At 49.6% G+C, this 22172-nt stretch carries 27 protein-coding genes; 23 read left to right on the forward strand and 4 right to left on the reverse strand.

Annotated elements, in window-relative coordinates:
- Positions 1-561 precede the first annotated feature (561 nt).
- The 3 genes from parA to ACJY2G_RS21670 all read left to right on the forward strand — a co-directional run bounded on the left by parA (position 562) and on the right by ACJY2G_RS21670 (position 3763).
- A complete protein-coding gene (gene parA / locus ACJY2G_RS21660; protein ID WP_014341720.1) occupies positions 562-1188 on the forward strand; it encodes a ParA family partition ATPase in 627 nt (208 codons plus the stop codon).
- A complete protein-coding gene (locus ACJY2G_RS21665; protein ID WP_112289538.1) occupies positions 1185-1394 on the forward strand; it encodes a plasmid partition protein ParG in 210 nt (69 codons plus the stop codon). The genes parA and ACJY2G_RS21665 overlap by 4 nt, the downstream gene beginning before the upstream one ends.
- A 1382-nt stretch (positions 1395-2776) precedes the next feature.
- Positions 2777-3763: a replication initiation protein gene (locus ACJY2G_RS21670; RefSeq protein WP_112289539.1), complete on the forward strand. Its 987-nt coding sequence runs from the start codon at positions 2777-2779 to the stop codon at positions 3761-3763.
- Between the two features lie 379 nt (positions 3764-4142).
- Here the strand turns inward: ACJY2G_RS21670 and ACJY2G_RS21675 are convergent, their stop codons facing one another.
- Together ACJY2G_RS21675 and ACJY2G_RS21680 are read right to left on the reverse strand one after the other, a co-directional pair.
- Positions 4143-5135 (reverse strand): phage integrase, encoded by a 993-nt coding sequence (locus ACJY2G_RS21675; RefSeq protein ID WP_439292113.1) that lies wholly within the window; start codon positions 5133-5135, stop codon positions 4143-4145.
- On the reverse strand, positions 5135-5722 hold the full coding sequence (locus ACJY2G_RS21680; protein WP_120164070.1) for a phage repressor protein CI: 588 nt from the start codon (positions 5720-5722) through the stop codon (positions 5135-5137). The genes ACJY2G_RS21675 and ACJY2G_RS21680 overlap by 1 nt, the downstream gene beginning before the upstream one ends.
- A 134-nt stretch (positions 5723-5856) precedes the next feature.
- Here ACJY2G_RS21680 and ACJY2G_RS21685 point away from each other — a divergent pair, with 134 nt between their 5' ends.
- The 9 genes from ACJY2G_RS21685 to ACJY2G_RS21725 all read left to right on the forward strand — a co-directional run bounded on the left by ACJY2G_RS21685 (position 5857) and on the right by ACJY2G_RS21725 (position 13608).
- Positions 5857-6117 (forward strand): hypothetical protein, encoded by a 261-nt coding sequence (locus tag ACJY2G_RS21685; protein WP_120164071.1) that lies wholly within the window; start codon positions 5857-5859, stop codon positions 6115-6117.
- Positions 6118-6147: 30 nt separating this feature from the next.
- Positions 6148-6654, forward strand: coding sequence for a phage regulatory CII family protein (locus tag ACJY2G_RS21690; RefSeq protein ID WP_279920040.1), 507 nt, complete (start codon positions 6148-6150; stop codon positions 6652-6654).
- Positions 6655-6656: 2 nt separating this feature from the next.
- Positions 6657-6827 carry a phage filamentation protein Fil family protein gene (locus ACJY2G_RS21695; protein ID WP_120164072.1) on the forward strand — a complete coding sequence of 57 codons (171 nt, stop codon included), beginning with the start codon at positions 6657-6659 and terminating at the stop codon, positions 6825-6827.
- 7 nt (positions 6828-6834) lie between these two features.
- The gene (locus tag ACJY2G_RS21700; protein WP_013573902.1) at positions 6835-7137 is read left to right on the forward strand and encodes a hypothetical protein; all 303 of its coding nucleotides are present in this window, start codon (positions 6835-6837) and stop codon (positions 7135-7137) included.
- A gap of 65 nt (positions 7138-7202) precedes the next feature.
- Positions 7203-7457, forward strand: a complete 255-nt coding sequence (locus ACJY2G_RS21705; RefSeq protein ID WP_439292115.1) for a DUF2732 family protein — start codon at positions 7203-7205, stop codon at positions 7455-7457.
- Positions 7457-7681 (forward strand): TraR/DksA C4-type zinc finger protein, encoded by a 225-nt coding sequence (locus ACJY2G_RS21710; RefSeq protein ID WP_120134825.1) that lies wholly within the window; start codon positions 7457-7459, stop codon positions 7679-7681. Before ACJY2G_RS21705 ends, ACJY2G_RS21710 begins: the two co-directional genes overlap by 1 nt.
- Positions 7682-7760: 79 nt before the next feature.
- The gene (locus ACJY2G_RS21715) at positions 7761-10004 is read left to right on the forward strand and encodes a replication endonuclease (RefSeq protein WP_439292116.1); all 2244 of its coding nucleotides are present in this window, start codon (positions 7761-7763) and stop codon (positions 10002-10004) included.
- A gap of 608 nt (positions 10005-10612) precedes the next feature.
- Positions 10613-11890, forward strand: coding sequence for a dsDNA nuclease domain-containing protein (locus tag ACJY2G_RS21720; RefSeq protein WP_439292117.1), 1278 nt, complete (start codon positions 10613-10615; stop codon positions 11888-11890).
- Positions 11887-13608: a hypothetical protein gene (locus tag ACJY2G_RS21725; protein WP_439292118.1), complete on the forward strand. Its 1722-nt coding sequence runs from the start codon at positions 11887-11889 to the stop codon at positions 13606-13608. The genes ACJY2G_RS21720 and ACJY2G_RS21725 overlap by 4 nt, the downstream gene beginning before the upstream one ends.
- 60 nt (positions 13609-13668) lie before the next feature.
- Here ACJY2G_RS21725 and ACJY2G_RS21730 read toward each other — a convergent pair whose 3' ends face one another.
- Together ACJY2G_RS21730 and ACJY2G_RS21735 are read right to left on the reverse strand one after the other, a co-directional pair.
- Positions 13669-14691, reverse strand: a complete 1023-nt coding sequence (locus tag ACJY2G_RS21730) for a phage portal protein (RefSeq protein ID WP_439292119.1) — start codon at positions 14689-14691, stop codon at positions 13669-13671.
- Between the two features lie 2 nt (positions 14692-14693).
- Positions 14694-16460, reverse strand: a complete 1767-nt coding sequence (locus ACJY2G_RS21735; RefSeq protein ID WP_439292120.1) for a terminase ATPase subunit family protein — start codon at positions 16458-16460, stop codon at positions 14694-14696.
- Positions 16461-16604: 144 nt separating this feature from the next.
- Between ACJY2G_RS21735 and ACJY2G_RS21740 the strand changes: the two genes are divergently transcribed.
- From ACJY2G_RS21740 to ACJY2G_RS21790, 11 genes are all read left to right on the forward strand, one after another.
- Positions 16605-17456, forward strand: a complete 852-nt coding sequence (locus ACJY2G_RS21740) for a GPO family capsid scaffolding protein (protein WP_439292121.1) — start codon at positions 16605-16607, stop codon at positions 17454-17456.
- A 46-nt stretch (positions 17457-17502) separates the two neighbouring features.
- Positions 17503-18567, forward strand: a complete 1065-nt coding sequence (locus ACJY2G_RS21745; protein ID WP_439292122.1) for a phage major capsid protein, P2 family — start codon at positions 17503-17505, stop codon at positions 18565-18567.
- A 13-nt stretch (positions 18568-18580) separates the two neighbouring features.
- Complete coding sequence (gpM, locus tag ACJY2G_RS21750; protein WP_439292123.1) at positions 18581-19237, forward strand: phage terminase small subunit; 657 nt, start codon at positions 18581-18583, stop codon at positions 19235-19237.
- Positions 19238-19331: 94 nt separating this feature from the next.
- Entirely contained in the window at positions 19332-19805 is a 474-nt protein-coding gene (locus ACJY2G_RS21755) for a head completion/stabilization protein (protein WP_439292124.1), read from the forward strand.
- A complete protein-coding gene (locus ACJY2G_RS21760; RefSeq protein ID WP_056779122.1) occupies positions 19805-20008 on the forward strand; it encodes a tail protein X in 204 nt (67 codons plus the stop codon). The genes ACJY2G_RS21755 and ACJY2G_RS21760 overlap by 1 nt, the downstream gene beginning before the upstream one ends.
- 5 nt (positions 20009-20013) lie before the next feature.
- The gene (locus tag ACJY2G_RS21765; protein ID WP_047609759.1) at positions 20014-20223 is read left to right on the forward strand and encodes a phage holin; all 210 of its coding nucleotides are present in this window, start codon (positions 20014-20016) and stop codon (positions 20221-20223) included.
- Entirely contained in the window at positions 20204-20713 is a 510-nt protein-coding gene (locus tag ACJY2G_RS21770) for a lysozyme (RefSeq protein WP_439292125.1), read from the forward strand. Before ACJY2G_RS21765 ends, ACJY2G_RS21770 begins: the two co-directional genes overlap by 20 nt.
- Positions 20713-21138: an Rz-like lysis system protein LysB gene (gene lysB / locus ACJY2G_RS21775; protein WP_439292126.1), complete on the forward strand. Its 426-nt coding sequence runs from the start codon at positions 20713-20715 to the stop codon at positions 21136-21138. The genes ACJY2G_RS21770 and lysB overlap by 1 nt, the downstream gene beginning before the upstream one ends.
- A complete protein-coding gene (gene lysC / locus ACJY2G_RS21780) occupies positions 21032-21271 on the forward strand; it encodes an Rz1-like lysis system protein LysC (RefSeq protein WP_259463060.1) in 240 nt (79 codons plus the stop codon). The genes lysB and lysC overlap by 107 nt, the downstream gene beginning before the upstream one ends.
- On the forward strand, positions 21234-21701 hold the full coding sequence (locus ACJY2G_RS21785) for a phage tail protein (RefSeq protein WP_439292127.1): 468 nt from the start codon (positions 21234-21236) through the stop codon (positions 21699-21701). Before lysC ends, ACJY2G_RS21785 begins: the two co-directional genes overlap by 38 nt.
- On the forward strand, positions 21694-22149 hold the full coding sequence (locus tag ACJY2G_RS21790) for a phage virion morphogenesis protein (protein ID WP_439292128.1): 456 nt from the start codon (positions 21694-21696) through the stop codon (positions 22147-22149). The genes ACJY2G_RS21785 and ACJY2G_RS21790 overlap by 8 nt, the downstream gene beginning before the upstream one ends.
- Positions 22150-22172 lie beyond the last annotated feature (23 nt).

Raw genomic sequence — 22172 nt, forward strand, 5'->3', positions numbered from 1 at the left:
AGATGGTGAGATGGTGAGATGGTGAGATGGTGAGATGGTGAGATGGTGAGATGGTGAGATTTTATATCCTGATGCGGTCATGTCCAGTCATTTGATTCAACATGTACTTCCTGTCATCTGGAGATAACGGGATAATTGAATCTCAAGATTCAGAGATTCAGAGATTCAGAGATTCAGAGATTCAGAGATTTAATAATCACCGGATAGCAGGGTTGACGCAAACGCATTGCAAGCAGGTTCAACCAAAACCTGAAGATTTCGTAATCCTAAAATCATTAAATCCTGACCTCATAAAATCCTGTGATTTATGCGAATTGCCATTCTCGTATTATCGAATGACGACTTCAATAACAACACAGAATCCTGTAATCATGGGATATTGTAATTCGATAATCCTTAAATATTGAAATCCCAGGCTGCAAACTTTATAGTAGCACTCCAATCCTGTGATTCATGGATTAGAAAATCTCAGAATCCTAAGATTACAAACTTTATGAATCCTAAAATCTTATGATTTTGGAATCCTGATATCTTTACTGAACGCTTCATTAAGAGGTTGTCATGGCAGCGAAAATTATTTCCTTTCTTAACGGGAAGGGCGGAGTAGGGAAAACCACGACATCAATAAACATCGCAACCTGTCTGGCAAGACAAGGCCATAAAGTGGTGATGGTTGATACCGATCCACAGGGAAGCATCAGCAACTGGTATGACGAAAGCAAATGCCAGTTTGACCTGGCTGAAGCCGCTTCAGAAAAAGAAGTTTATACCGTACGCAAGCAACTGAAAGAATACGATTACGTAGTGATCGATGGGGCAGCCGCCATTTCTGCAATTTCATCTGCAGCGGTTATGGTCAGTGATTTAGTCCTGATCCCCGTGACACCGTCACCTTTAGATTTTGCCGCCTGTGGCGCTATTCTGGCCGTGGTAGAAGCCCGCGAAAACCTGCAACCGGTAATTGCCCGTTTTCTGATCACTAAAAAAGTGGCATCCGCTAAAATGCTTGAAGTACTTAAAGAATCCATTGCCGACACGGGTGTTCCTGCACTGCGTACCGGCACGACCCAACGCCAGGTTTACATACGAACCATGATGGACGGCGGCACCGTTTTCGATACAACGGACGGCAATGCGAAGGGTGAAATTGAAATTATGACCAAAGAAATCACGGAGTTGCTGAAATGAAAATGAAACTTGGCCAGCACAGACAACTGACTACAGCACTGGACGCTGTGGCTAAACCACCTGCATCGGTGAAAAAATTACAAACGAATATCGATGAGGAACTGCATCGCCGGTTCAAAACCAGCTGCTTCCTGCAGGATCGCGAAATGAAAGATGTTCTGACAGAACTGATCGAAGCATGGCTCATCCACAACGAACGCGCATAAGAATATGATCACTGGCTGGATCGGGTCTTACAGGCCCGTTTCAGGTTTCATCCAGCCTGTAACCTTTGCTTTATCTGCCTTAAACGCTAATCAATCCCTTCCTGAAGTATTCTCTCCGTTGTTATCAGATCCCAAGATCAAATAATGTTTTGTTTATTTTATAAGTTTAGATGTTTCTCTTTAGGGAGCACTTTTACTTTTAATTATCATGTAGTTAAAACACATATTGTGGAGTCATTTCCTGCCAGAGGTGGAGATCCTTCATGTTAGATGTGGATCCTTTTCATGGTCAATGTAGAGTCTTTTTCTGTGGATAATTTCTATAGGGATCAAGCCATTAACAAGGTGGAGTAATTTTCTGTGGATACTTTCCTCCTGTGTGATCCTGCACTGCCCAAATAGCCCAAATAGCCCTAAACTGCCTAACATACTGCCATAACTGCCTTTTCTCATACGTGGAGACTTTTCCTGATCGAGGAGGAAAGTGGGTTATGTGGAAGAATTTCCTGTGACAGCGTCACGTGATGTCACAAAGACCAAAATAGGATCCCCGAAAAGGCTGCTGGCAGGGGACAGAAGGCTATTCAGGGCGGATAAAGCCATTATGTGGAGATTTTTCCTGATCCCTGAAAGCCTATATGTGGAAACATTATCTGATCCCAAAAAGAGTATTTGGGATCAAGATTGAACTCGGGTCATTGAAAATCAATGAGTTAGATTTATTGTGACGGTGTCACTTTATGATATGTGGAGATTTTTCCTGATCCAGGACGTCGTTTAAGCTTTCAAACACCAGATTGAAAAAAGAAGTGCCCACAATAAGTGGAAAGATTTCCTGATCCCGTAATCCGGTATATGTGGAAAGATTTTCTGTGATCTGATCGCTGCGGCTATGTGGAGAGATTTCCTGATCAAATGCCCGTCGCGTCGCTAATGTGGAGACATTTTCTGATCCCACTCACAGGCATATGTGGAAAGTTTTCCTGATGATCCATTTGGGGACCCGAATACAGCCTTAAAACGAAGTGAGAAGGGGATCACATTGCAGAGATTGATGGTTAAGCGTGCTATCACACCTCTAATGTGGAGGAATTATCTGATCATCGGCCAGTGGAAGGGGAGGTTCTGTGCTGCATGAACGTTGAGGATCCCTGAGAAGATATGTGGAGTGATTTCCTGTAAAAAGACTGTCGATCCAGCATGTTAAAAAAAGGATCCCTGCTGGGCCTGAAATGCTTATGTGGAGATTTTTCCTGATCGGATTTTTTCGATCCTTACTTAACGCAATGATTTATAGGCATTAAATAAGCCTTGTTTTTACTTTACGACAGCATTTTTTATGTGGAATAATTTACCTACTTTCCACTTATGGATCCTGCTACATGGAACTGAATAAACTCACAGTAGTTCAGGGGAACGATCTTCTTGAAGGCGCCTATAGCGTTACTCTGGATGAAATGCGCCTGCTTAACCTGGCGCTGGCTCAAATTGATAGCAGGAAACCGCAACCGGATACGCTTTATCGACTTTTCCCTCAGGATTATCAGCGGATCTACGGGGTTAACCCGACAAGCAGCCACCGCCAGTTGCGCGAAGCAGCTGAAAGCCTGATGAAAAAGCCGGTGACCATCTACAAGCCTGATGTGAAAACCGGCAAAGTGCGTACCGTGCAGCTTTCCTGGTTTTCACGTCTGGAATACGTCAGCAGTGACGATCATAGTGCAGTCGTACTGAGATTCGGGCAGGACGTGGCTCCGTATCTTTATGAACTTAAAGAATCTTTTACCAAACTCAATTTCGCCAATATCGCGAAACTGGATACCCCGTTCTCCGTACGCCTGTATGGCTGGCTAATCAAAGCCAAGAACCTCTACGGGCGACGCAGTGGCAAAGCCATCGAAGTGACGCTTGATCTCAACTGGATGCGCGAGAAGGCCGGTTTGGCGGGCAAATACGAGGACTATCGTGACTTCCGCCAGAAGCTGCTTGAGCCGACGATCAATCGGATCAATGCCAATACGGATATTTCAGTGGTCTGGGAGCCGGTAAAACAGGGCAGAACGGTCGTATCCATTAAGTTTGCCTACGTGGATGAATCTGCACCAGAAGCCAGCAAGCCGCTGCGTCCGCGCTTACCACGACGTCCGCGTGCCGTGGCCGGTTCCGCACTGGAAGGCGAGTGGGCACGTCGCTGCATCGCCATCTTTGAAGAGTATCGTGAGAAATTAAGTGCTTACGATGTTGAGGAAAAGGCTACCTTACCGGATCTTCGCAAGCTTTCAGGTTGGTACAAAATGATTGGCGAAAAGAACAAGCAGAAAGAGATCCTCGCAGAAGTCAGTTCCCGCAGCAAAAAAGTGGCTGCCTGACCTCACAGCATTCATCTTCACATTCAACGGCGTATCCTTAAAAAGATACGCCGTTTTTCTTTGCCTGTAATCCGGCAGAAATAGATAAGTTTCCTAAAGTGCTTCTGATGTAGTTGGCTCTGTGAGGTTAGTAAGTACTCACTGGGTGTGATCAGATAATCTTTCCACATTAGCCGTTTTGGCGGCTTTTTCAGCGTACTGTTGCAAAAGCTATAAGCCATACGTTACGAAAATGGATCACATGAGCCATAAAACCCAGGGTGGAAGCCTATTTCTAGCGTATATGCAGGTTTGGGATGTAAGTGAGTACTGACACCATCTGCCACGCATTTCCTTTAATTGCCAGTATGCACCATTTGCACCGCCATTTTATCGCCATTTAAGCCAGGGGGTTTAGCCTCACTGCTTCCTCAAGATGCTCGGGTGCAAAGTGGGCATAACGCATTGTCATTTTGATATCGGTGTGGCCTAAAACACGCTGCAAAACGAGAATGTTTCCCCCCTTCATCATGAAGTGAGAAGCGAAAGTGTGACGGAGCACATGCGATGATTGACCGGCTGGTAACTGTATATCGGTGCGTTGCAAGGCAGAGCGAAATTCGCGGTAGCAGTCTGTAAATAGCCTCCCGCTTTTTACTGCTGGTAACGAGTCGTATAGGCCTTTACTGATCGGTATGGTTCGATTCTTACGGCCTTTAGTCTTCGTGTATGTGACTTTATATTCCGTCACCTGGCTTCTGTTGAGTTCCTGAGCCTCCGACCAGCGTGCGCCCGTTGAGAGGCATAGTTTTACAATACATTCTAAGTCGCCGTTACTTTCGTTCCTGCATTCCGCCAAAAGCTGCTCTATCTGCTCTTTTGTCAGAAAAGCCATTTCGCTTTCATCTGTGCGGAACGGCCGAACATTCTTGATCGGGTTTTCACCTTTCCATTCTTCAAGGCGAATAAGCTCATTAAAAACAGCTCTAAAATATGCCTGCTCAAGATTGATCGTTTGTGGGGTGATCTTCTTCACTCTGTTGCCGCGTGAAAAATCCCCTAAAAGTCTCTTTTCCCGATAACGGGAAAACATCTTTGCATCGAATTCCCTGGCAAGTGGTTCGCCCATGCAAACAGAAGCGTGTGTCATTACGGCGAGACGTCTGTCTGCATCTTTTAGCGTAAGGCCATGGGCGTAGTACCAGATTTTCAGCACTTCTATCAGAGTGCGGTTATCGTCCTTTTCATCCTGCCAGGGTTTGGTAATGGTGTGTTGCTCGAAGGCCAATGCTTCGCCTTTGGTGGCGAATTTCTTGCGTATACGCTTACCCTTTGCACCGTTCGGATAAAGCTCGCACAGCCACCATCCATCAGCCTGTTTTCTGACTGCCATCAATTTACCTCTGCATAAATCCCTATCACACGACCAAGCGTTTTTATCTCATCAATGCCGCATTCAAAAGGGACTTTGCCGCCAGCAACGTGAAGCCTCCTTGCCGGTAATAACGTCAAGTCGCGGATGCTGATAGATCCTTCAATATCGACCAACCATGTTCCATCAGAAAGAGACGCATCTTTTTCAACCATATGAGTCTTTCCATCAGACTTAACACAGATAGGTTGAGTAAGAGCTTTACCAAAAAGCTTGTGATCGATGTTCAAAGAACCGTCTTCACTAAGTTTTCCTTCACTTAAAGTGAATAATTTAAATGTTGAAGAAGAGTTTTGAGTATTTGAAGCATCTAAACCACTTCTTAAGCTTTGTCCTTCCCCAGTAAGCAACCAGCGTGTCTCCGCTCCGGTTTCGAGAGAGCAGTGAACTAAGAAGTCATAGGAGATGGAGCCGCGTGTATAGCGGTTTTGCAGCGAACTTGCGGCAATGTTGAAGTGCCTGGCTAGCTGGATTTTCTGGCTAAATCCGTAGGCTTGGCAGATTCGATTAAGAACATCTTCATTACTTATCCCAGCATCTTTTTCCATGAAATACGTACCTACGTATTGATTAATGCGTTTTTACGCATTAAAGTGCGGTTAAACCTGATTCATTGATGGCGATAGTTGGCAAACGGTGGCAATCAATGACAAATAAATCACTAAAAAGGGAATGATGCATTATGACCGCTCTCATTACAATTAAGATCCCCCGTGCAACTGTGCACCCAGAAGAATTCGCAGCCCTCGAAGGTGTATCTGTTCGTACCGTATATCGCCAGACAACCGGCGAAAACCCTCGCATTCCAATAGAACCGCGCACTATCAAGAAGGGCAACAAGCGCGCCGGTGGTCCAATCAGAATTCTGTACGCTCGTTATAAAGAAATGGAAGCCAAAAAGAATCTTGGTCATTCACGATTTCAAATTGTTATTGGCGCTTAATTCACATTAAGTGAATTTTGAGAGGTAAACATGTTTGATTTTCAGGTTTCCAACCAGCCGCACTTTGATAACGCGTGTCGTGCTTTTGCCGTTCGTCACAACCTGTCAAAACTTGCTCGCACTATTGGAATGAAAGAACAGACCCTGCGTAACAAGCTAAATCCTGATCAGGTTCATCAGCTTACTGCCATTGAAATTGCAGTGATAACTGATGCTACCGAAGACGCAACTCTGATCGATGGATTGCTGGCTCAGATGAAATGTATGCCTGCGGTTCCAGTGAATGAGCTGGCCGAGGGGAATATTGCTACCTACACGCTTCACGCCACGGCAGCGTTGGGATCGGTTGCTGCGGGTGCGGCATCACCGGAACGACAAACACGCCAGGCTAAAAACGCAATTATGGAAAGTGTGAACGCAGGGATCCGCCACTTGTCGCTGATCGGCTTGGCGATTCAGGGGCGGGTAGAAGGTTCACCAGTGCTGGCCTCTGCCGTCGGTGCCGTCGCCAGCGTTGCTACCAATGGGATGATGTGATTATGCCAATCTCAATTGCACCACTTCTGAAACAGCAAAGTCCTTTACGTCACTTTGGTCATGGTTGCATCGAGTTGCCAGGCGGAAAGCGTTGGAGTCCTTCACTGTTAAAAGCCACTGCCCCGCAGGCCGTTAGAAATTCAATGCCGCTTCTTAAGCGACTGTTTAGTTGAGGTGACTATGTTTTTAGGGAACGAAGAACATATCCAGATCGGTAAAAAGCATCTGACAAGAATTAAAGAGATGTTGGAACACAAAAAGAATGTAGCGCAGGAAACATTTGATAGTCAGCCGCTACATATGCGCAAAACGATCTGCTTTCATGCTGGCCTGAAAAATCGCCACGTAGAAATGAAGTTTGCAGAACTAACGCCGACTGAGCGGCATCAAGTGGTTGCGGCGCTGAATTCCTTACTGGGTTTAACTGAGTCACTTCCGAAATTTATCAGTGAAGATGACTGCAAGATAAATATCAGACACTAACCCGAATTGAAATTAATTGGCGTAAACCCGCCGGGCATTTTTTTGCCTAAAAACAGGAAATTATTATGCGAAATATTGAGACTCACCCAATCAAATTTTCATCTAATCAGGGGGCAGCGCAGGCCGAATATATTGCTTATTTAGCTTCATTATCTGATGCACGTTTAGACGAAAGGCGAAATCTGGCTGCCGTATTCTCTGCCCGCCTTGATGCGATTGCGGCTTTCATTCTTCAAAAGGATGTTGGGGGGCGTGGTGCTGTTGAAATACTGCGCCAAGAAGCTGAGCGCATTCAAAACCAAGCGTGGGAGGTTGTCTGATGCCGGATTTACTCGATTCAATCACAGAGCGTCAGGCAGAAATACTTGAGTCCCAGATTAACGCAGTTAGACAGGTAGTGACGGGTGTTTCTGCAATGTTCTGTCTTGACTGTGAGCGCCCAATTCCCGAAGAACGCCGCGCAGCTCTGCCAGGTGTTGAGCTTTGTGTGTATTGCAAAGAACTTCGTGAACTCAATGCCAAACACTACCGAGGCAACCAGTGATCATATTCGCGGTGGTGTTGCTCGTATTGGCTGCTATCAATGCGGGCTATCTGGTCATTGATCTCAAAGACGGCATGTAATGCAGACCAGCCGCTTTACTCCGCAGATTAAAACGCCCGAAGTCTGGGCGTTTCCCTGGAACAAACCACGCCAGGCCGTTTCTGGCCTGGAAAGACCGCTTACCCGTGATGAATACGATCAGGGGCAAGCTGTTTTAATCAAAGTAAAAAACCTCTCCACCGATCTCCGCGAAATTTTTACAGGCCGCTATAAATTTCTGCTGAAAGAGCAGGGCGTTCACGCTGCACATAAATATCTGGTCTATACGTTGGGGCGCAGCATTCTGCCGCGTGTGGATGCAGTCAATTCTGCGCATGAAATGAATCTTAATGCCTCCATGAAGTTTATGTCTGAGGCTGACACCTATCACCGGCTGCCGAGCATGAGCGATAAACCGCTGCGGCGGTTCGCTCAGGACATCGCCGGACAACTGAAAGAAATCTATGAAGACCGTTGTGATCAGCTGCTTGCTCAATACAACGGGGATAATTCGATTCTTTTTGAGGGTGATACTCAGTGCGAGCTGTACAGCGAAATCGCAGGTATGGCACAGGCTTTCAATGTCACGCCGATGTACTGGACAAGGTATTGCAAAGGCAAGCTGGATGCCGTTTCCGCTATCGCCTCCATGTCGCGCCTGGTTAATCCGGATTGGTGGTTACGCCAACTGAAAGGCCAGCGCACCCGCTGGCGTGAATCCTTACTGATCGCCATCGGCAAAGTGAACCGCGACGCTTCCCCATATGCCAGTAAGCAGGCTATCCGTGAAGTACGTGCGCGCCGTCTGTCGAATCTCGACTACCTGAAAAGCTGCGACCTGGAGAACATCGAAACCGGCGAACGTTTCAGTCTGATCGACAAAGTGATGGCGAGTATTTCTAACCCTGAAATCCGCCGTATGGAGTTAATGAGCACGATCGCCGGCACCGAAAAATATGCCGCTGCGAATGGCGACGTCGGGATGTTCCTGACCATCACCACCCCTTCCAAATATCACCCGACCCGCATGGTGAGCAAGGGCGATAAAAAGCGCGTTCAGCGAAATCACGCCTGGGACAAAGAAGCCTATACCCCGAAAGATGCGCAGCGTTATCTGTGCGGGATCTGGAGCAAAATGCGTACCGCGTTCAAGGATAACGGTCTGTCACTCTACGGGATGCGCGTTGTCGAACCTCACCACGATGCGACGCCGCACTGGCACATGATGTTATTCACTAAACCTGCCATGCGGCAGCCGGTGATCGATATCATGCGCAAATACGCCATGAAAGAAGACGGTGACGAGCGCGGTGCGTTAAAGAACCGCTTTGACTGTAAGCATCTGAACCGTGGCGGCGCGGCTGGCTATATCGCCAAATACATTGCAAAGAACATCGACGGTTACGCCCTGGAAGGCGAGCGCGACCACGAAACCGGCGAGCTGCTGACAGATTCTGCTGCCGCTGTTACTGCCTGGGCTGCTACCTGGCGTATCCCGCAGTTTCATCCTATCGGCCTGCCTACCATGGGTTCATACCGTGAGTGCCGCCGTATCCGTTCCATCAGTCTGACTGAAACCTTTGACGAAGAAGTGGAAGCTGTCCGCGCTGCTGCTGATGCCGGTGATTTTATGGCGTACATGTCAGCTCAGGGTGGCGCAAATGTCCCACGCGACGATCAGACGGTGCGTGTCGCCCGCCGCGTTGCTAACGAGCTGAACGCATATGATGAGGAAGTGAAAAAGGTTGTGGGCATTTTCGCGCCTCACCTCGGCGACTCCCGTGTTTATGAAACCCGTACAACTCAATGGCGGATCGTTTCTTCCGCCGTTGACGTTGAGGTTTTGACCTCAAAAAGCGCCCACGGCGCGCCTCGGAGTCCTGTCAATAACTGTGGGTTAGGTGGAAAGAAACAGGCCACAAATTGGCGTGATAGCCAGGCTGGGAGCACTGCTACAGCGTCCAATTCTGACAACCTGCGAGTTATTGACTGGACAGACACAGCCGCCGTGAGGGCGATTGTGGCGCGTATACGAGAGGAAACACCGAGGGTGAGTAAGTTACAGCGAAGTTTTGACCCAACGAAAGCCCGGGACGTTGCTCCATCGGCAAGACTGACTGCTGAGGAACGGGCGCGATTGCCTCAGATTGGACGGGAATTGATGAAAAACGGCATCACTGCGCATCGCTGGGAGCTGGAAGCATTAAGCCGCGGGGCGAAAGTTAGCTTTGGTGGTCTGGTTATGAGTTTTGAACCGCTGCACGATTGGGCTGAATTTGAATGATGTGTATCGAGCATAACGTTAGGGCGATGGATGATATCTATACGTTCTAGATATATAAATTTCAATAACATATAGATTTTTATGGAAATTATATTCATATAATTTTATAGTACTGTATAAACAAACAGTATTTTTTTGGGGGCAGAATGGATTTTTTACACACGGCAGTACTATTGGAACGCATATCTTTGATTGCGAAACTTTCCACTCGTGTTGACTGCGATGCAGAAGAACGGGAGATGGTTGCTGCGTGGATTTCGGAAATGGCATCGTCAGCGAACGAGGAGCTGCTTAAAGTCATTTTTAACGTAAACGCCCCAGGAAAGATCCACTGAATTCCAAGTAAAAGGTTCTAAGTGAACGCCGCATGCACTATATGCATGGTTTTGCATGATCCCTAAAGGATCAAAAAAGACCTGATCATCCTTTGGGCAGGGCTTTGCGGCGTTCTAAGACATGCATTAAAATCGGTAAGATAAGTCAGAAGCGGGCAGGCGGGTAACATTGCGCGCAAGGGGCGAATGCACATTGAGATATGTACAAGTAGGTAAATTCTCAAAAATGCTTTATATTTTTGAAATTACGTATCCTCTCAGGGATGAATGTCAATGCATAAGCAAGATGACACTGATGTGTTTGAGATTTTTAAGGACTATGAAGATGCTGACCAAGGCGGTCAACATGGGATTTTGGGGTTTAGTTACCAAGTTTGGTGGGCTGTTCAGGAAGCGTTAGTTCGACATGCCACTGAGGACGATTATGCGGTGGTGCTTGAATGGCTTCAAGATGTGGCAATTTTGGATTCATCCGTCAATCCAAGTAAAGTTCATTTTATTCAACTAAAGAAAAATGAATCAACACTTAATTGGACGCTTGCATCCTTAATTAAGGCAGAGGGAGAGGAGGAGAATACTATTGCTCCTACAACTGTGCCAATCCTTTTGCCACAGCAGTCAGAGAATACACAGAAAATTAATAAAAAGGTTAAAGTAAAAAAAGCGAAGACCCCGAAAAAGTCAATTTTATCGAAATTATATCATCATAGGGATCGTTTCAAATCGTGTAGTGATATTAAGTTAAGCTTTATATCTAATGCCCCATTTACCTATAAAAATGACGATAATGGAACTTCGAAGTCTAAGGATGAGGTTGTGCTGTCATCTCTATCCATAATTCAAAAGGGAGAAATCGAAAATGCTATAAGAAAACAATTGGAACTTAGTGATGAATCAATCATTAACCTTGATGATTTTCTTTTGTGTAAATCAGTTTTACCCGTCCATGAAACACATGTTTTTGTAACCGGGGTTTTAGCTAGTATGATCGAAGAGAACAAATTCAAGTATGAAATTGTCTCGCCACTGAAAACAGTTCTAATTATTGCGCAATATGTTTTTAACAAGGCTGGAAAAATCAGATTTGCAAAAGATTTTAATGGGTTGCTAGAAAGGGCAATTACGAGAACTAATGTTAATGAATATATAATGATGGCCAATGGTTCAAGTACAAATACAAAAAAAGATATTGAATCTGTTGTCGCTAGGCTTGATAGTGAAGTTGCTCCTTTTTACATGATAGAAGACATGCGCACCGAGTTAAATAAGGTTTGCATCGAAGTGACTAACAGAAATAGCCCCATTTGGGGGTTAATTAAAAATGTTAAGTCCGTTTATGACGTTAATATGTTGTCTTTTAGAAAGTTGAGAACGTTAACAGATGTATTTGAAGAGTGGCTTTCAAAGTTAAAAGAACTTTCTAACTTTGAATCCGGTATATACAGTGAAGGATGTATTTATTGCCTAATGGCTATGGTGATTAAAAATGCTGATCCAATCAGACAGTTACAACATATTAAAATTAGTTCGGAACCGGAGGAAGCGAAATGAGATCAGTAGTCGTATACGAAGAAATCTTATTGCTCTCAGAAAGAGACGGCAAGGCCAGGAAGATAACATTTAGCCCAGGTAAAAATATAGTCTATGGAGTTAATGAAACAGGGAAGTCTAGAGTAATAAAAAATTTATTATGGTGCCTTGGTGGTGATGCTTCATTGCGGGATGCTGGCGGGTTCGACCCAAATATTGTCTGTGCTTTATCGCTTAGTATTAATGAGAAAAAATATATTATTGTTCGGCAGAATAAAAAAATGGGTTTCTTCCAGCAAGATAACCATGATTTAGTTTTTTGGTGTTCAACAGGTAAAGAGTGGGCGGAGCTATTCTCAAGTTATTTTAATTTTCCGATAAAGCTTCAAAGGAATGATGACGGAGAATTTGATTTTGCAGGGCCGGAATATGCTTTGTTACCTTTTTATATAGATCAGGATAATAGTTGGGGAAATAGATGGTCAACATTTATGCATTTGGGCCAATTCCAAAATTGGCAATCTACTGTTTTTAACTATTTCACCGGCATTAAAAGTGCTCAATTTCTTTCTTTAAAGTTATTATTTGATGAGCAAAAGCTTCAGGCGAATGAATTTAGGCGGCAAATAAAGTCAAATAAAAACTTTCATGAAAAGGTGCTTTCTTTACTGCCAGTGAAAAATTTAACATTAAGTACTGATGCATTCAAAACGGAAATTACCACATTAGCTGCGACAACTGAAAAGCTTATTATAGATCAAGAAAAGCTTAGGGATAGCATCATAGATATTGCTAGTCAGCGGCAAAGATTGAATACTGAACTACGACTTGCAAAAAGAGCTGAAGTTGAAACTTATGGTGATATTGAGTATTTATCTAAGTTTGTTGATAATCAAGAGTTAGAGTGCCCAACGTGTGGAACTATCCACATGGTAACATTTCACGCGCGCTTGGATTTATCAGAAGAGGCAGATCAATTACATCATTTTATTGTTCAAACTAAAAATGAAATTGATGCCCTTACGATTAAAGAGAAAGTTCTTAAAGAAAAATATAGTGTTATATCTGAAGAGATTATATCCGTAAGAAATTCGATTCAAGTTGAACATAATGGGGTATCTTTAGATAGCATCATAAATGCTCGAAGTGGAGATGTTTTACATGAGGCAATGGCGCTTACTACAAAAGTTATTGAAGATGAGATTGATATTGCTAATATAAAGGCTACGAAATATCAATCTCAAATGGATTCTATTTCCGATCTAAATCTTGAGAAAGAAATTAGACGTTATTGTAGAGAACAATATAGAGCATATAGTTTGAATCTTTTAATAGATCGTTCTGAGTTAGGGGACATTACGGCTATTGGCTCAAGACCCTCGACTACAGGTAGTTCTGGCCCTAGAGGTATATTAGCACTTCATTGCAGCTTGTTAGCTACATCATTTAAATACACACAAAGCACTTTCTTTCCTTTTGTTGTTGATACACCACAGCAGTCAGGCCAAGATGAGTCAAATTTGAAACGAATGCTCGATACCTCGTTAGGCATGTCTAAATATACAGGGCAAGTCATTGTTGCAACTGAAACAATACCAAATGAATGGAACCCTGAAAGTGTGAAAGTCATCCACTTAACCGAGAAAAGAAGCCTTCTTTCAAGTGAGGAATATAACCCAATAATAAAATTCATCAGGCCATTGTTGCAGGATATTAATTCTCGACTTGAAAACTCCTAGTTAAGTTGGGGGGCTGCCCCCCGATTTAACTAATGTGAGTAAGACTCAGACCGTAATGGGTTAAAATTCATAGGGTTTAAATTCAATTATAATTTCCTTTAGCCAAAGATTTAACTCCTTCATTCGTTCCTGCAACGGCGTCAGCTCATTCCTGACAAATACCTGTGCAGCCTTCTCTACATCCCCAAAGCCGCCGCTGTTCTCCGGGATAATCCCCATCATCTGTGGCGGCACGCGGTGCGCGCAAAGCAGGTCGTTCTGGCTGGCTTTCTTGATGTTGAAGAAATCGTCTTTGGTGGCGACTTCACTCAGCGGCAAAATCTTGATCCCGTCCGGCTTGCCGTTCGGCGCGTACATGAACAGGTTGCGGAAGTTGCCCAGGCCTTTTGTGTCACGCATCGCCTTACGCATCTGGTCAATATCACTGCTGCTCTGTGCCGCATCAGTCATGTACAGGATATATCCGGCGTGCGCGCCGTTCTGGTAGTACTTGCGGCGGAACAGCGTCGCGGCCTCATTCAGCCAGGCTGAGTTCAGGGCGCTGAGATATTCCGGCAGGCCGTACAGCTCCTGATTAATATCCGGCTCAATCAGATGAAATACGCTGCCTGCCTCGAACTGATGGGCATCTTTCCATTGTTGCACAAACCAGTAAGTATCTGGCTCAACGCCTCGGCGGGCGTATTTTGCAGGCACGGTTTTCATCACCACGGCGTCGCCGAGCTGGTTGCGGATCACTTCCAAAAACGCATTCCCGAATACCAGATAATCCAGGGCAAACCGGCTGAACTCCTGCTGTGATAGCAACGGGTGCGGGACATAGGTCGAGGCCAGAATATTACGCTTAACGTACAGCGACGAACTGTGGTGAACCGCAGCGCGCAGCGTGCGAGCCAGACCGTCAAAGCTGACCGGCGGCTCGTACCACTGACCGTTCCCCGTACATTCGATGTAATCCAGAATTTCACGGCGGTCTAATACCGGCGTCGGGTCGCCAAAGCTGAACGCCTCCGCGCCGCTGGTCTGCTGTACCGTTGCGGTGACCGTTGTCTGTGCCGCCTTGCGGAATTTGCGCTTACTCATAATTAATAAAACTCCAGGATGTTAGGGCTTTGACCGCCGTTCGCGGCTGTCAGGGGCTCGTTGAGCAGTGCGTGCATGATTGCCCAGGCGACATCGGCGTGGCTGGCCTCCTCGCTGCGGCTGGCCTCGTATGTGGAACGGCTGCCGCTGGCGGTCATGGTTTTGCGGATCGCCATGAATGACGACGTGATGTCTTTGTGGTTGGTGTCGTATTCCAGGCGGCCTGACGTGATGGTGTCTTTTGCTTTCAACACCATTTTCGTTTTGGTTTCGGGGCTGTAGCGGATTTCCATCGCGGCGGGGAAGAACTGACGGACAAGTTGGAACACGCCCTGGCCGATGCCGGTGGCATCCACGCCGATGTATTCCACGCAGTACCGTTTCGTTAACGCCTCAATGCTTTTCGCCTGCGCCGCAAAATCCATACCTTTCCACTGGTGGCGTTCCAGCACGCGAAATTTACCCCCGTCCACCAGCGGCGGAGCCACGACGGCACAGCCCGCGCTGTCGCCGGTGTGTGACGGGTCGTAACCAATCCAGACGGCGCGATAACCAAACGGACGCACGGCGAACGGGCTGAAATCCTTCCATTCTTCCACGCTTTCCACCATGCAGCGCTGTAGCTCCGCGAACGGGAACACGGACGCCTGGTCGTCAACAAACTCGCACATGAACAGGTTGCGAAAATCCTCGGCGCTGTTTTCCTGTTTCAGCGTGTCGATGTTGAACAGGTTGCAGCCACCGGCTAACGCGTCCTCAATGGTGACGATTTGCCGCCATTGCCCATCCTCACAGAGCCGACCTTTCGCCAGGGCGTGATGGCCGATATCCAGCTCAATCCTGTCGCGAGGATTTTCCCGCCCCTTGTTAAACAGCTCACCCGACCAGAACGGATACGCGCCGTGCGTCAGCGCTGACGGCGTGGAGAAATAGGTGGTGCGCAGATGTTCCTGCGACGCCATGCCGCTGGCCACCTTGCGCAGCTTCTGGAAGTTCGGGATCCAAAAGATTTCATCCACGTACAAATCGCCATTGTGGCTTTGGGCGGTGTTGGAGTTGGTGCCTAAGAAAATCAGCTTTGCGCCGTTGTTGCCGAGCACTATCGGGTCGCCGGTCAGTTCGACATCGACCAGCCGCGCAAACTGAATGATGTACTCACGGAACACGTAAGCCTGGGTTTTACTGGCGGACAGAAAAATCTGGTTGTGGCCAGTGGCCAGTGCGCGCAGCAGCGCTTCGCGGGCAAAGAAGAACGTTGCGCCAATCTGGCGGGATTTGAGGATGTCACGAATGCGATGCTTAAGCCCCGCGTCATACCAGACGCGCTGATACTGGAAGCACTGGGCAAGGAAAATACCCTCCAGCTTTTCCAGGGCGTCGTCGCTGAAATAGTTTTTAGTCGGCTTCTTGCGATCGCCTTTGTTGCGGTTGGCCACGTTGGGATTTAAATCCGCCTCGTTTCCGCTCTGGCTGTAGCGATTCACCCGTGCCAGGCGCTCAATCATCCGGCCTAACGCATCAATCTCTTTGTAATCCGCATTCCCCTTCACGTCCTTAGTGACGAGCTGAATTAAGCGCGCCTCCAGGCTGGATTCAACGCGGGTAATCGGCGCGGCGTTCTCCCACGCGTCGCGGGTTTTCCAGCTTTGCACCGTCGGTATTTTTTGGGTCAGCAGTTCCGCAATCTGACGCACAGAAAACCCCTGCCAGTAAAGCAGTGCCGCCTGTCGCCGTGGGTCGCTGATGATGGTTGAGTTTGTCGTTTTCATGGCTGCAACGTTACCGGCTGGCCTGCGGCTTTTCGCGCTGCCCACGTTGTGCCATCGAGCATCAACCCGCCTCGGCTGGCGGTGTCGGACGTGTGTCTGGAAACTTGGGTTTCTCAGAAGCACACACCGACTGGAGTCCGACAAATGGCAAAAGCAACAAAGCGCTTTCGTATCTGTACCGAAGGGGCAACCACCGACGGACGCGAAATTACCCGCGACTGGATCGAACAGATGGCCGCGACCTATGACCCGAAGGTCTACGGTGCGCGCATCAACATGGAGCACATCAAAGGTTATTACCCTGATAGCCCGTTCCGCATGTACGGCGATGTGACCGGCGTTTATGCCGAAGAAATTGCCGACGGTGCGCTGAAAGGCAAGCTGGCACTATATGCCGATATCGACCCGACGGCTGATTTAGTATCGCTGGTGAAAGCCCGCCAGAAGGTTTACACCTCCATCGAAGTGAACCCCTCGTTTTCCGACACCGGCAAAGCCTATCTGATTGGCCTGGCCGTGACCGACAGCCCCGCGAGCCTCGGCACCGAGTACCTGCAATTCAGCGCGAAGGCGCAGCAGAACCCGCTGGCTGGCCGCAAACAGGATGCCGGAAACCTGTTCACCGTCGCCGAAGAAACGGCGTTCGAGTTTGAAGAAGATAAACCGGCTGCCCCGTCGCTGTTCTCCCGCGTGAAGCAGCTGCTGTCCAGTAAGTCCGCCTCGGATGATGCCCGCTTCAAAGACGTCCATGACGCCGTGGAAGTGGTGGTTGAACACGTCGAAACCGGCCTGCAAGCCAGTGATGAAAAGCTGTCAGCGCTGCAATCCTCACTGACGGAACGCCTCAACGCGCTGGAACAGACAGCGAAAGATGACCGCGAACAGTTCAGCACGCTGAAAGGCAAGCTGGAGAAATCCGCGCCGCAGAACTACACGCAGCGCCCCGTTTCAAGCGGCGGCGGCAAGGGTGATGCAGCCAATTTCACCGACTGCTAAGCACAACGCTCGCTATTGACCCGTTAACAAACTTGGATAAAAACGCATGAAACAAACGACCCGTTTTCAATTTAACGCCTACCTGTCCCGCATCGCCGAGCTGAACTCAGTGGACACCGGCGACCTGGATAAAAAATTCAGCGTTGAGCCGTCGGTGACGCAGACGCTGATGACCCGCGTGCAGGAGTCCTCCGCGTTCCTCCAGATGATTAACATCATTCCGGTGGATGAAATGAAGGGTGAAAAGGTGGGCGTCGGCGTGTCCGGTTCGATTGCCAGCACGGCAGATACCACCGGCGACGGTGAGCGCAAAACGGCGGATTTCAACACCCTGACCGCAGAAGGCTATGAGTGCCGCCAGACGAACTACGATTTCCATTTCCGTTACGCCACGCTCGATCTTTGGGCGCGTTACCAGGATTTCCAGGCGCGCCTGCGTGACGCCATCGTGAAACGCCAGGCGTTGGATCGCATCACCATCGGCTTTAACGGCGTTGAGCGTGCGGCGACATCTAACCGCGCTAAAAATCCGCTGTTGCAGGACGTGAACGTGGGCTGGCTGCAAAAGTACCGCAACAACGCGCCTGAGCGCGTGCTGAGCAAAATCCTTGATGATGATGACGCCGTGATTTCCGAGACCGTCCGCGTCGGTGCCGGGGGGGACTTTGAGAACCTGGACGCGCTGGTCATGGACGCCACCAACGACATGGTTGACCCGATTTATCAGGACGACACCGGCCTGGTGGTGATCTGCGGGCGTCAGCTGCTGGCCGATAAGTATTTCCCGCTGGTGAACAAGGCGCAGGAGAACTCCGAAAGCCTGGCCGCGGATATGATTATCAGCCAGAAACGCATCGGTAACTTACCGGCGGTGCGCGTGCCAGGCTTCCCCGCTAACGCGCTCATGATCACCCGTCTGGATAACCTGTCCATCTACTGGCAGGACGGCACGCACCGCCGTCACATTGAAGAGGTGCCAAAGCGTGACCGTATCGAAAACTACGAATCCATCAATGAGGATTTCGTGGTGGAAGACTATCGCGGCGGCTGCCTGGTCGAAAATATCCAGATCGGCACCTTCAAAGCTGCCGCACCTGAATCAGCGGAATAAAGGGGGACATAACATGATTAGCCCTTGCCGTCGTCACATGCTGCGGCAGTCAGCTATCAACGCAGCGCAGCAGGCCTCCGGCCTGTTGCGTCACGCCACCGGCTACGAACTGCAAATGCAAAAGCTCAATGCGGATAAGCAGGAATTGAGCAAACATCAGTCCTTCCAGGCCAAAGCGGAAGTAAAACGCCGCCTGCTGCCGGAATATGCCCCGTGGGTGTCGGGCGTGCTGGCCGAAGGGAACGGCGCGCAGGATGCCATCCTGATGACCGTCATGATCTGGCGTATCGATGCCGGTGACATTGCCGGGGCGCTGAACATTGCCCGCTATGCCTTTAAGCACCGGCTCGCCATGCCGTTCGGCAACCGCACCACGGGCTGCGCCTTCACCGAGGAAGTGATCGACCAGGCCACGCGCGCCCGCGACGCCGGTGAAACGGTCAGCATTGAGCTGATGCTGGAGGTGCTGGAGCTGACCGACGCTGAGGATATGCCCGATAAAGTCCGTGCCCAGTTGCATAAGATTATCGGCTATCTCTACCGCGACGGCGGCAAGGAGGCGTTAGCCCTCGAACGCCTGAAAAATGCCTTAATTCTTGATAACAAATCAGGCGTTAAGAAAGACATTGAGCGCCTGGAATCCGCCATTAGAAAGGCATCCGGCAGCTAAAAGAATGCGCCCCGCGCAGGGCGGCACGCCAGCCGCGGCAGGTCTTTGACCTTGTTCAACGCTGGCGTCCACCGCCCCCCATTCAGAGGTCAACATGTCGTCTCTTGTTATACCTGCACCAAAGCCGGACGCCGCGACGGAACCCGCGATTAAGAACACCCATTTTTGGCCTGATGTTGACCCGCTTGAGTTGCGCGACACGCTGCGCCTGGAGGGCACCGTCACCGCTAAACGCCTGCGCGCCGCCGCGAAGTTTGCCATGACGGAGGTGAACGCCGAGCTGTACAGCTATCGCGAAGCGCAAAAGTCCCAGGGATTTAAGACGCTGGAAGACGTGCCCGCCGACCAGATTGACGATGAAAGCGTGAAGGTCGGTGCCTATCAACGCGCCGTGGCGTCCATCGCGGCGGCATTTCTGGCGGAGCGTTACCCGAACAGCGACACCACCGACGCGGGCAGCAAAAAGGCCGCGATCGTCGAAAGCACCGTTGATGATTTATGGCGTGACGGCCGAAACGCGATCAGCGACGTCGCCGGTGTGTCTCACTGCATCATCGGGCTGCTCTGATGAAAGTCATTGCCGAACAGGGCGACACCGTGGACTCGCTCTGCTGGCGATACTACGGGCGCACCGAGTCGGTGGTCGAGCAGGTTTACGCGGCTAACGTGGGGTTAGCTGCCGCCGGGGCAATATTGCCCCATGGCTACGCGGTGGAACTGCCGGATATTACTCAGGCCGCAGTCAGTGAAACCGTCTCACTTTGGGACTGATGACCATGGAGCGCATCACCTCGTTTATTTGTTATTGCGTCGCGGCCTTTCTTGCATGGCTCGGCGCAATGTCGCCGCAGGATATTGCCTTTTTAGTCGGTGCCGCCGTCGGCGTCGCGACCTTCCTGGTGAACTGGTACTACCGGCGCAAAACTTACCGACTGCTGAAAGCTATGGGCGTCAGAGGAGACATTAATGCAGCCATCAATCGTTAGACGCTGCGCCGTCGCCGCCGTCCTGGCGATTGCCGCGCTGCTGCCGCAAACGCCGACGTTGAAAACCTCCGCCGCCGGTCTGGCACTGATTGCCGATTTTGAAGGCTGCCGTCTTTCCGCCTATCAATGCAGCGCGGGCGTCTGGACAAACGGCATAGGGCACACCGCAGGCGTGAAGCCGCAGACCCAAATCAGCGAACGTCAGGCCGCCGTTAACCTGGTGGAAGACGTGATACGGGTGGAGAAAGGCATTGCCCGATGTATGCCGGTTGCCATGCCACAGCCGGTGTATGACGCCGTGGCGTCTTTTGCGTTCAACGTCGGCGTGACGGCGGCGTGTAAATCTACCCTGGCGTTTTTCATCAACAAGGGGGAATGGCGAAAAGCCTGCGAACAGTTGCCGCGCTGGGTATTTGTGAACGGTGTCCGCGTCAGCGGCCTAGATCGTCGCCGCGCGAATGAGCTGGCCTACTGCCTGCGGGGTGTCTGATGCGCATTTTAATTTTGTTAATGCTGGCCGCGTGCGCGCTGGCGGGGGTGCAAACCTGGCGTATCGGCGGCCTGCATGACGAGGCAGACCAGGCGCAGCGTATTATCGGCACGCTGTCCGCCGGTATCGAAAGCCGCGACAACGCCATTCACCGCCTGAACGATGACGCCGTGACGCGGGAACGCCAGGAGCAAAGCCTGCGCACCCAGCTCTCACGGGCAAGTCAGCAGGCACGCGTCCGTGAATACACAATTCAAAGGTTACTCAATGAAAATCAGGAAATGCGCGATTGGTATAGCGCTCGCCTGCCTGACGGCATTGGCCGGATGCACGCCCGTCCCGCCTTCGCCAGCGCCGCAGATTATTTACGTTGGCTGTCCGGCGGTGACGAGCTGCCCGATACCGGCAAGTTCACCCGCCACTAACGGCGATTTAAGCAGTGATGTCAGAAACCTGGAGGCCGCGCTGACAGCCTGCGGCCTCCAGGTGGAAGCGGTCAAACAATGCCAGGAGGAACACCGTGTTAAAACCCGCACAGCTACGAAAAGCCCTCACTGACGCCTTGCCGGTGCTGCAAACCAGCCCCGACCAGCTTCGGATGTTTGTGGACAATGGGCGTATCGTTTCCACGTTAGCCAGTTCGCTGTCGTTTGAATACCAGTATCAGACCGAGCTGCTGATCACCAACTTTGCCCAGGACTGCGATCTGATCATTGTGCCCATCCTTGCCTGGTTGCGTGAGAACCAGCCGGACATTATGGCGACACCGGAAAAGCAGCAGACCGGCTTTAAGTTTAAGGCCGATATGCTGGATGATGGTTCCTACGATATCGCGATTGATGTGCAGCTCACCGAGCGCGTGATCGTGAAACAGATTGATGCCGGTCTGTACGTGGAGCATTTTCCGGAACCGCCGCTGCCGGAGCCGGTGGAAAGGCCGCGTGAGCTGTACCTGCACGGCGAGTTAGTGAGTCAGTGGAATGAGTGAACTGTCTGCGTTTGATACCCGCCTGGCGGGATTGATTGCCGCGCTCTCACCGCAAAGCCGGAAGGCGATGGCGGCGACCATTGCGAAGCGGCTGCGCAAACATCAGCAGCAGCGCATTAAGCAGCAGGTTACGCCAGAGGGGCACCCCTTCACGCCGCGCCGCCCGCAGCCTCTAAGAGCAAAGAAAGGCCGCATCAAGCGGGAAATGTTCGCCAAACTGCGCACGGCAAAATACATGAAAGCCAAAGGCACCGCTGACGATGCCGTGGTGGAATTTACCGGCCAGGTGCAGCGCATGGCTAAAGTGCATCAGTACGGGCTGCGGGATCGTCCGTCCGTCCGGGCAAAAGAAATGCAGTATCCGGCGCGCCCGCTGTTAGGTCTGGATGGGGAGGATATGAAGATTGTGGAAGATGAGATTATCAAAATTTTGCACGGAGTTGAATAAAGTGCAAATTCCATTTAACTTTC

The organism is Rahnella sp. ATs2, from assembly GCF_051851855.1.
Lineage (GTDB): Bacteria > Pseudomonadota > Gammaproteobacteria > Enterobacterales > Enterobacteriaceae > Rahnella > Rahnella variigena.

Coding starts and splice junctions, on each gene's coding strand:
- ACJY2G_RS21700 (WP_013573902.1), top strand. CDS start 6,835: ATGTTTTTAGGGAACGAAGAACATATCCAGATCGGTAAAAAGCATCTG.
- ACJY2G_RS21730 (WP_439292119.1), bottom strand. CDS start 14,691: ATGAGTAAGCGCAAATTCCGCAAGGCGGCACAGACAACGGTCACCGCA.
- ACJY2G_RS21760 (WP_056779122.1), top strand. CDS start 19,805: ATGAAAGTCATTGCCGAACAGGGCGACACCGTGGACTCGCTCTGCTGG.
- ACJY2G_RS21720 (WP_439292117.1), top strand. CDS start 10,613: ATGCATAAGCAAGATGACACTGATGTGTTTGAGATTTTTAAGGACTAT.
- ACJY2G_RS21740 (WP_439292121.1), top strand. CDS start 16,605: ATGGCAAAAGCAACAAAGCGCTTTCGTATCTGTACCGAAGGGGCAACC.
- ACJY2G_RS21695 (WP_120164072.1), top strand. CDS start 6,657: ATGCCAATCTCAATTGCACCACTTCTGAAACAGCAAAGTCCTTTACGT.
- ACJY2G_RS21725 (WP_439292118.1), top strand. CDS start 11,887: ATGAGATCAGTAGTCGTATACGAAGAAATCTTATTGCTCTCAGAAAGA.
- ACJY2G_RS21765 (WP_047609759.1), top strand. CDS start 20,014: ATGGAGCGCATCACCTCGTTTATTTGTTATTGCGTCGCGGCCTTTCTT.
- ACJY2G_RS21690 (WP_279920040.1), top strand. CDS start 6,148: ATGTTTGATTTTCAGGTTTCCAACCAGCCGCACTTTGATAACGCGTGT.
- gpM (WP_439292123.1), top strand. CDS start 18,581: ATGATTAGCCCTTGCCGTCGTCACATGCTGCGGCAGTCAGCTATCAAC.
- ACJY2G_RS21715 (WP_439292116.1), top strand. CDS start 7,761: ATGCAGACCAGCCGCTTTACTCCGCAGATTAAAACGCCCGAAGTCTGG.
- ACJY2G_RS21685 (WP_120164071.1), top strand. CDS start 5,857: ATGACCGCTCTCATTACAATTAAGATCCCCCGTGCAACTGTGCACCCA.
- ACJY2G_RS21790 (WP_439292128.1), top strand. CDS start 21,694: ATGAGTGAACTGTCTGCGTTTGATACCCGCCTGGCGGGATTGATTGCC.
- ACJY2G_RS21670 (WP_112289539.1), top strand. CDS start 2,777: ATGGAACTGAATAAACTCACAGTAGTTCAGGGGAACGATCTTCTTGAA.
- ACJY2G_RS21665 (WP_112289538.1), top strand. CDS start 1,185: ATGAAAATGAAACTTGGCCAGCACAGACAACTGACTACAGCACTGGAC.
- parA (WP_014341720.1), top strand. CDS start 562: ATGGCAGCGAAAATTATTTCCTTTCTTAACGGGAAGGGCGGAGTAGGG.
- ACJY2G_RS21680 (WP_120164070.1), bottom strand. CDS start 5,722: ATGGAAAAAGATGCTGGGATAAGTAATGAAGATGTTCTTAATCGAATC.
- lysB (WP_439292126.1), top strand. CDS start 20,713: ATGCGCATTTTAATTTTGTTAATGCTGGCCGCGTGCGCGCTGGCGGGG.
- ACJY2G_RS21675 (WP_439292113.1), bottom strand. CDS start 5,135: ATGGCAGTCAGAAAACAGGCTGATGGATGGTGGCTGTGCGAGCTTTAT.
- ACJY2G_RS21735 (WP_439292120.1), bottom strand. CDS start 16,460: ATGAAAACGACAAACTCAACCATCATCAGCGACCCACGGCGACAGGCG.
- ACJY2G_RS21710 (WP_120134825.1), top strand. CDS start 7,457: ATGCCGGATTTACTCGATTCAATCACAGAGCGTCAGGCAGAAATACTT.
- ACJY2G_RS21745 (WP_439292122.1), top strand. CDS start 17,503: ATGAAACAAACGACCCGTTTTCAATTTAACGCCTACCTGTCCCGCATC.
- ACJY2G_RS21770 (WP_439292125.1), top strand. CDS start 20,204: ATGCAGCCATCAATCGTTAGACGCTGCGCCGTCGCCGCCGTCCTGGCG.
- ACJY2G_RS21755 (WP_439292124.1), top strand. CDS start 19,332: ATGTCGTCTCTTGTTATACCTGCACCAAAGCCGGACGCCGCGACGGAA.
- ACJY2G_RS21705 (WP_439292115.1), top strand. CDS start 7,203: ATGCGAAATATTGAGACTCACCCAATCAAATTTTCATCTAATCAGGGG.